At 70.3% G+C, this 6,679-nt stretch carries 5 protein-coding genes and 1 pseudogene; 2 read left to right on the forward strand and 4 right to left on the reverse strand.

Going from position 1 to position 6,679, the window contains the following annotated elements; translation table 11 throughout:
• The 3 genes and pseudogenes from KBY19_RS35315 to KBY19_RS35325 form a co-directional block, all read right to left on the reverse strand.
• Positions 1-474, reverse strand: a pseudogene (locus tag KBY19_RS35315) (cytochrome P450); the annotation flags it as partial.
• 134 nt (positions 475-608) lie between these two features.
• Complete coding sequence (locus KBY19_RS35320; protein ID WP_210967464.1) at positions 609-2,057, reverse strand: NAD(P)/FAD-dependent oxidoreductase; 1,449 nt, start codon at positions 2,055-2,057, stop codon at positions 609-611.
• Between the two features lie 162 nt (positions 2,058-2,219).
• Positions 2,220-4,511 carry an excinuclease ABC subunit UvrA gene (locus KBY19_RS35325; RefSeq protein WP_210967465.1) on the reverse strand — a complete coding sequence of 764 codons (2,292 nt, stop codon included), beginning with the start codon at positions 4,509-4,511 and terminating at the stop codon, positions 2,220-2,222.
• 130 nt (positions 4,512-4,641) lie between these two features.
• Between KBY19_RS35325 and KBY19_RS35330 the strand changes: the two genes are divergently transcribed.
• Positions 4,642-5,058 (forward strand): SRPBCC family protein, encoded by a 417-nt coding sequence (locus tag KBY19_RS35330; protein ID WP_210967466.1) that lies wholly within the window; start codon positions 4,642-4,644, stop codon positions 5,056-5,058.
• 205 nt (positions 5,059-5,263) lie between these two features.
• A complete protein-coding gene (locus KBY19_RS35335; RefSeq protein ID WP_210967467.1) occupies positions 5,264-5,932 on the forward strand; it encodes an O-methyltransferase in 669 nt (222 codons plus the stop codon).
• Between the two features lie 75 nt (positions 5,933-6,007).
• Here KBY19_RS35335 and KBY19_RS35340 read toward each other — a convergent pair.
• Positions 6,008-6,679, reverse strand: a 672-nt coding sequence (locus KBY19_RS35340) for an MFS transporter (protein ID WP_210967468.1), incomplete at its 5' end; no start/stop codon positions are given.

The following is a 6,679-nucleotide window of genomic DNA, read 5'->3' on the forward strand; positions in this document are numbered from 1 at the left end:
CCCGAAGAGGTCGCATATCAGGCGCGTCGGCAGCGGATGGGCGAAACAGGCGCGCAGATCAACCGGTTCCTCGTCGTTCTCGTGGGAGGCCAAACCGTCCAGGAGGTCCGCCACGATCTTCTCGATCGCAGGGCGGAGGTCGTTGATGCGGCGCGGCGTGAAGGCCTTGCCCACCAACCGCCGCAGCCGGTCGTGGTCCTCCCCGTCCGTGGTGAACATCGAGATGACATCGACCCAGGGGTTCAGCCAGGGGATGGCACCGGGCCGATAGCCGGGCCAAGACTTGCGGGCGTCCTTGGAGACGTTCTGGTGGGCGAGCAGTCGTTTGGCCAGCTCGCCGCGGGTCACGGACCACGCGACGACTCCCTCCGGGAGCCGGATGCGTACGGCCGGACCCGCGGCCCTCAGCTGGTCGGTCTGGGCGTGTACCCGCTGCCCGCCGGTGCTGACGAGTTCGACGAGGGCGTCCTTCATCACGCTGTTCCTCCTGCGAGTGTGTCGGAAGCGAGGGGCCCGGGGGACCCGGCCGGTGGAGGGAGGGCCGTCGGGGCGGAGAGGCACGAGAGGGAGAGGCCGCGGGGTGGGAGAGGCCCGTCGGCAGGAGGCCCTCAGGCGGGGTCCGCGCCGTGGCCGAGTTCGACGAGGGTGCGTACGGCGGATTCCAGGGCGAAGGTCATCGCGCCGCCGTTGGGTTCGAAGGCCGCGTGTTCACCGGCGAAGTGGATCCGGCCCTCGGGCTTGCGGATCGCGGGCATCAGCGTGCTGTGGTGCCTCTCGGGCAGGATGTAGGCCCCTTCGGTGTAGGGGCGCTGGTCCCAGACGACCGAGGTGCCGGCCTCGAAGTGTTCCGCGGCGCCCGGCAGCGGCTCTTCGAGCTGGTCGAGGGTGAAACACAGCCGCTCCTCGTCGGTCATCGCCGCGACGGCGCGGGCCCGACGGCCCGTCATCATGCACTCGATGATCTTGCGGGGGCCGGGCATGTGTGGTGTGGCGTCGCGGACCCACCGGATGGGCAGGTCGGTGGAGTAGCTGAGGTTGGCGTCGTGCCAGAACTTCCGCCGCATCTGGAGGTAGACGCGGACGATGGAGGAGTACCGCAGGCGTCGCATGGCGTCCTGTTTGACCTCCGAGAGGCCCGCGTCGGAGAAGTCGACGTGTCGTATCACGCTGAAGGGCACCGTCATGACGACGTGGTCGGCCGCGAGTGTCTGCAAGGTGCCGTGGTCGACGAACGTGACGCGGCTCTCGGTGGCGTCCTGGGTGACCCGCACGACGGGGTTCCGGTAGCGGATGCGGTCCTTGAGGTGCTCGGCGAAGGCCCGTGGGAACCGGTCCGTGCCGCCTGCGATCTTCGACCAGCGCCCGTCGGCCCTGGCCATGGAGTGCGGACTCGCCTCGTGGCGCAGCCAGGAGAGGGCAGAGGCCGCCTTGAGGTCGCCGCCCCGCATCTCCAGGAAGAAGGGGTCCATCAGGTCGATCGCGGCCTCCGAGGCGCCTGCCGCGCGCAGGGCCTCGTGGACGGACTGCCGGTCGTACGGAGCCAGGCGCTCGGTCACGGACCATTCCGGCGCGTCGATGTCCGGCTGCAGTTTCCGGCAGACGGACTGGACATAGGTGTCGATCATCTCCGGGACGTCCATGCCCCGCTCCTCGTCGGTGAGGGGCAGGCCGAGCCGGGCGAGCGACGCCCGGTCGGTGGTGGCGAACTTGCCGTCGATGAAGTACGCGAAGTCGGGGTCCAGCAGGTCGGAGCGCTCCAGGCCGACGCCGAGTTCCCGCAGGTAGTGCATCGAGTAGTGGCAGTAGGGGGTGACGGTCATGGCTCCGGCCTCGGCGTAGAGCCCGTCGGCGAAGGGTTCGCGGAGGGTGTATGCCCGTCCTCCGGGCCGGTCCGTGGCCTCGAGCACTGTCACCTGGCTGCCGTGCCGGGCGAGTTCGTAGGCGATGGCCAGTCCGGCGAGGCCGGCGCCCACCACGATGACCTTCCGGGGAAAGGTGAGGCCCGTCAGCCCGGTTTCCAGCGCGCGCCGGGTGTCGGATTGCGTGGGTTCTGTCATGACCGTCCTTACTGCGGCGAAGCCGTGACACGGACACGCGCGGCCGGCCGCGGACACCGGCCGGTTGCCGCTGCCGCTCCGGCTGCGGGTACGGGGTGCTGGTGCTGCGTGCTGCGTGCTGCGTGCTGCGTGCTGCGTGCTGCGTGCGGAGGGTACGGAGACTCAGCGCTGTGCGGCGCCCTGTGCGAGGTCTTTCCTGAGGTGGTCGGCGGTGATCGAATCCGGTGCCGACAGCAGCGCGGCCGGGGTCCCTTCGAAGAGGATCCGGCCCCCGTGGTGACCTGCTTCGGGGCCGAGGTCGATGACCCAGTCGGCCCGCTTGACCACGTCGAGATCGTGCTCCACCACGACGACGGTGTTTCCGCTGTCCACCAGGCGGTCGAGGAGCGTGAGGAGGTCGGTCACGTCGGCCATGTGGAGCCCGGTGGTGGGTTCGTCGAAGAGGTAGAGCCCGCCCGACTCGTGGAGCCGGTCGGCCAGTTTCAGCCGCTGCCGCTCGCCGCCGGAGAGGGTGGAAAGCGGCTGGCCGAGTGTGAGGTAGCCGAGCCCCACTTCCTGGAGCCTGCGCAGCTTGCGCAGCACGCCCGGCTCGGAGAAGGAGTCCAGTGCTTCTTCGACGGTGAGCTCCAGGACCTCGACGATGTTCCTGCCGTCGAGGCGATGGCGCAGGGTCTGCTCGCGGTAGCGGCGCCCCTCGCAGGTCTCGCAGGTGAGGGTGACCGGCTCCAGGAAGGCGAGATCGGTCTGGATGACGCCGCGGCCCCGGCAGGTGGGGCAGCCGCCTGTCGAGTTGAAACTGAACATACCCGCTTCGACGCCGCTGGCCGCGGCGAACAGTTTGCGGACCGTGTCCATGATGTCGACGTAGGTGGCGGGGGTGGAACGGGGCGAGATGCCGATGGCCGACTGGTCGACGCAGATGGCGTGCGGCTGCTGGGCGGCGAGGGCCTTGGTGACGAGCGTGGACTTGCCGGATCCGGCCACCCCGGTGACGGCGGTCAGAACGCCGGAGGGCACCTCGACGGTGAGGTTCTTGAGATTGTGGAGATTCACCTCCCGCAGGACGTAGGCGCCCTTCGGTGTGCGGTGGTTGCGCGCGAGGCCCGGCACCTGCCGCAGCCATCGCCCGGTGAGCGTGTCCGACCGGCGCAGCCCTTCGACGGTGCCTTCATAGACGACCTCACCGCCGTGCGCTCCCGCGCCGGGGCCGATGTCGACGACGTGGTCGGCCACGGCGATCACATCGCGGTCGTGCTCGACAACGAGGACGGTGTTCCCCTTGTCCCGGAGGGCGAGCAGCAGTGCGTTGAGGCGTTCGACATCGCGCGGGTGCAGGCCCACGCTCGGCTCGTCGAAGATGTACGTCACATCGGTGAGGCTGCTGCCGAGGTGGCGGACGGTCTTGAGGCGCTGGCCCTCCCCGCCGGAGACGGTGGAGGTCTCGCGGTCCAGGCTCAGGTAGCCGAGGCCCACTGCCTGGATGCGGCGCAGGGCCGCGAGGGCGGCTTGGGCGACGGGTTTGGCCACCGGGTCGTGGAGCGCCTCCAGGACGGGGATGAGGTCGTTGACCTCCATGGCGCAGTAGTCCGCGATGTTGTGTACGCCGATCCGGGAGCCGAGCGCGACGCTGTTGAGCCTGCCGCCCGCGCACTCGGGGCAGGTGCCTTCCTCGGTGACTTCCGCGACGGCTTTGCGGTCCCGTTGGCTGAGGGAGTCCGCGTCCCGGTTGAGGTAGCGGCGGGTGAAGCGGACGACCACGCCTTCGTACTCGTTCTTGTAGACGCTGTTCTTGCTGCGCCGGTCCACCTTGAATCCGCCGCCGTACAGCAGCAGTTCCCGCTCCTGTGCCGTGAAGCTGCTGAGCGGTTTGTCGGGATCGAACAGGCCGGACTCGGCGTAGAGCTGCCACTGGGCCGTGCCGGGTGCGAAGGAGGGGTAGGTGATGGCGCCCTCGTTCAGCGTCCTGGTCTCGTCGAGCAGGCGGTCGAGAGCGACGGTGACGGTGCGGCCGAGCCCGTGGCACGTCTCACACATGCCGTGCGGGTCGTTGAACGAGTAGTGGTTGGACGGTCCCGCGCTGGGCTGCCCGTGCCGGGAGAACAGGACTCGCAGCATGGGCTGGATCTCCGTCATGGTGCCGACCGTGGAGCGGGAGTTGCCGCCCAACGGCTTCTGGTCCACCACGATGGCCGTGGACAGGTTCTCCATGATCTCGGCCCGGGGGCGGGCGTGCCGTGCCAGCCGGTTGCGCACATAGGCGGGGAAGGTCTCGTTGAGCTGGCGCTGCGATTCCACCGCGATGGTGTCGAAGACGATCGAGGACTTGCCCGAGCCGGAGACTCCGGTGAAGACGGTGAGCTTGCCCTTCGGGATCGTCAGGGAGACGTTCTTGAGGTTGTTCTCACGGGCGCCCGAGAGAACGATGTCTCCGCTGAAGTGCCCCCGTCCTTCCATGCTGCTCCCCCAACGTCCACTCGGCACAACGGCCCTGTCGTGATCCACCTTAGCAATATGATTTCCTAGCAGCAATCACTACCTCGACCCTGCGAGGTCCCCCGATCCCGACCGACCGGAGCCGCCGCACATGTGGACCTACGAACACTCCCGCACCACCACCGCCACCCCGGCGGCGGCGTGGAACTGCTACGCCGACCCGGCGCAGTGGCCCCGATGGGACCGCGAAGTGGCCCGGTTGACCCTCTCCGGCCCGCCGACCGCCGGAACCCGCGGCACCCTGACCCTGCACGGCCGGCCACCCGCCCCGATCACCATCGTCGAGGCGATCCCCGAGTGCCGCCTGAGCACCGAGACGCGCACCCCGGACGGCACCTTCCTGCGGTTCACCCACCGGATCGAGGCGTTGGCCGAGGGCGCCCGCCTCATCCACCGGGTGGACATCGACGGACCCTCCGCGGACGACGCGGACTTCACCGCAGCGGTCGCGGCTCCGATACCGGAAACCATGCGGAGGTTGGCCGAGGTGGCGGCCCGCCGGCGATAGCCGCCGCCGGCCGCCCTCGCCCACGCGCCCATCCGGGGCGTCGCAAGCCGCCCTCTTCCCTGCCCGGCTCCTGCGGCATATGCTCGGCATGATTTCCGAATCGCAATCTTCGTCTCTGCGAAGCCGTGCCCTTCCCAGCGCGGCGGCCGCCCCGCCGTGCGCACATCGTCTTCGTCCCTTCCCCCTTCTCGAAGAGGCAGGAGCCATGAGCCAGGAGCAGTGGACAGCCGTCGACTCCTACACCGGCAAGCTGCTGATACCGCAGGACACCACCCTGGAGCAGGCCTCCCGGGCGAGCCGGGAAGCCGGCCTGCCGGACGTCGAGGTCTCTGCACACCAGGGCAAGCTGCTGCACCTGCTGGCCCGTATCCACGGCGCGCGCACCGTCCTGGAGATCGGCACCTTCAGCGGGTACAGCACCATTTGGCTGGCCCGGGCCCTCCCCGCGGACGGGAAGCTGATCACGATCGAGTCCGGCATCCTGTTCGCCAAGGCGGCCGCGGTCCACATCGAGGATGCCGGCCTCACCCACCTGGTCGACCAGCGGGTCGGCAAGGCGCTCGACGTGCTGCCGCAGCTCGCCGCGGAAGGGGCCGGGCCGTTCGACCTGTGCTTCATCGACGCCGACAAGCCCGGCATGCCCGAGTACTTCCGCTGGGCGCTCGCGCTGTCCCGGCCCGGCAGCGTCATCGTCGTCGACAACGTGGTCCTCGGCGGCTCCCTCGTCGACTCGGCCGGCACGGACCCGGCGGTGGACGGCGCCAGGGCTCTCCACGACATGCTCGCCGCCGAGCCGCGGGTGAGCGCCACGACGGTACAGACCGTGGGCGCCAAGGGCTACGACGGGTTCACGCTCGCAGTCGTGGGGGAATGACCGTCCGCTCCTCCCCGTGGACGGGCAGCGCAGGCGGCCGGGGTCGGACACCGCTGCGGCCCCGGCCGCCGGGCGTCACGGTTGCATCCGTGCCCCGTCGCCCTGGGAGGAGGCCCGGTGGTCCTCGGCCGCCGCACCCCGGGTCCCCTCCGTCCGGGCGGCTGCGGCCCCGGCGTCTTCGGCGTCCGCTCCTTCCGGCCCGGTCGGCGGGACCGGACCGCCACGCCGTGCGCGGCGGTCGCGGCGGTCGCGGCGGTCGCGGCGGGCGCGGCGGGCGCGGCGGGCGGCAAGAGCCGCCGGGGCCATCGCGAGCAGCCCCGTCGCGGCCATGGCCGCACCGATCCACAGCGGCGAGAGAAGTCCCAGCCCCAGGCTGATGGCCACTCCCCCGGCCCACGGGCCCACGACGACACCCACATTGATGGCCGACGCGTTCACCGTGTTGACAAGCGGACCGTCGTTGGAGACCCGGATGACCCGCGCGCCCATGACGGGGCTGAGCGGCAGCCCGGTCAGCCCGAGCACGGCCACCGCCACCACCGTGAGGACCCGGTGGTGCGCCACCAGCGCGAAGACGACCAGGACGAGGGTGACGACCGCGAAGCCGTACACCAGCAGCGGCAGCATGTACCGGTCGGCCAGACGGCCGGTGACGACGTTGCCGACGATGGTGCCGGCGCCGAACACGGCGAACAGCCAGGGAACCGCACCCGATCCGAATCCGCTGATCTCGGTGAAGATCGGGGA

Origin of the sequence: Streptomyces sp. B15, assembly GCF_018070605.1 — a bacterium.
Taxonomy (GTDB): Bacteria; Actinomycetota; Actinomycetes; order Streptomycetales; family Streptomycetaceae; genus Streptomyces; species Streptomyces smyrnaeus.

Excerpts from the sequence above, each read along its gene's own strand:
- KBY19_RS35335 (WP_210967467.1), top strand. The coding sequence starts at position 5,264 with ATGAGCCAGGAGCAGTGGACAGCCGTCGACTCCTACACCGGCAAGCTG.
- KBY19_RS35330 (WP_210967466.1), top strand. The coding sequence starts at position 4,642 with ATGTGGACCTACGAACACTCCCGCACCACCACCGCCACCCCGGCGGCG.
- KBY19_RS35325 (WP_210967465.1), bottom strand. The coding sequence starts at position 4,511 with ATGGAAGGACGGGGGCACTTCAGCGGAGACATCGTTCTCTCGGGCGCC.
- KBY19_RS35320 (WP_210967464.1), bottom strand. The coding sequence starts at position 2,057 with ATGACAGAACCCACGCAATCCGACACCCGGCGCGCGCTGGAAACCGGG.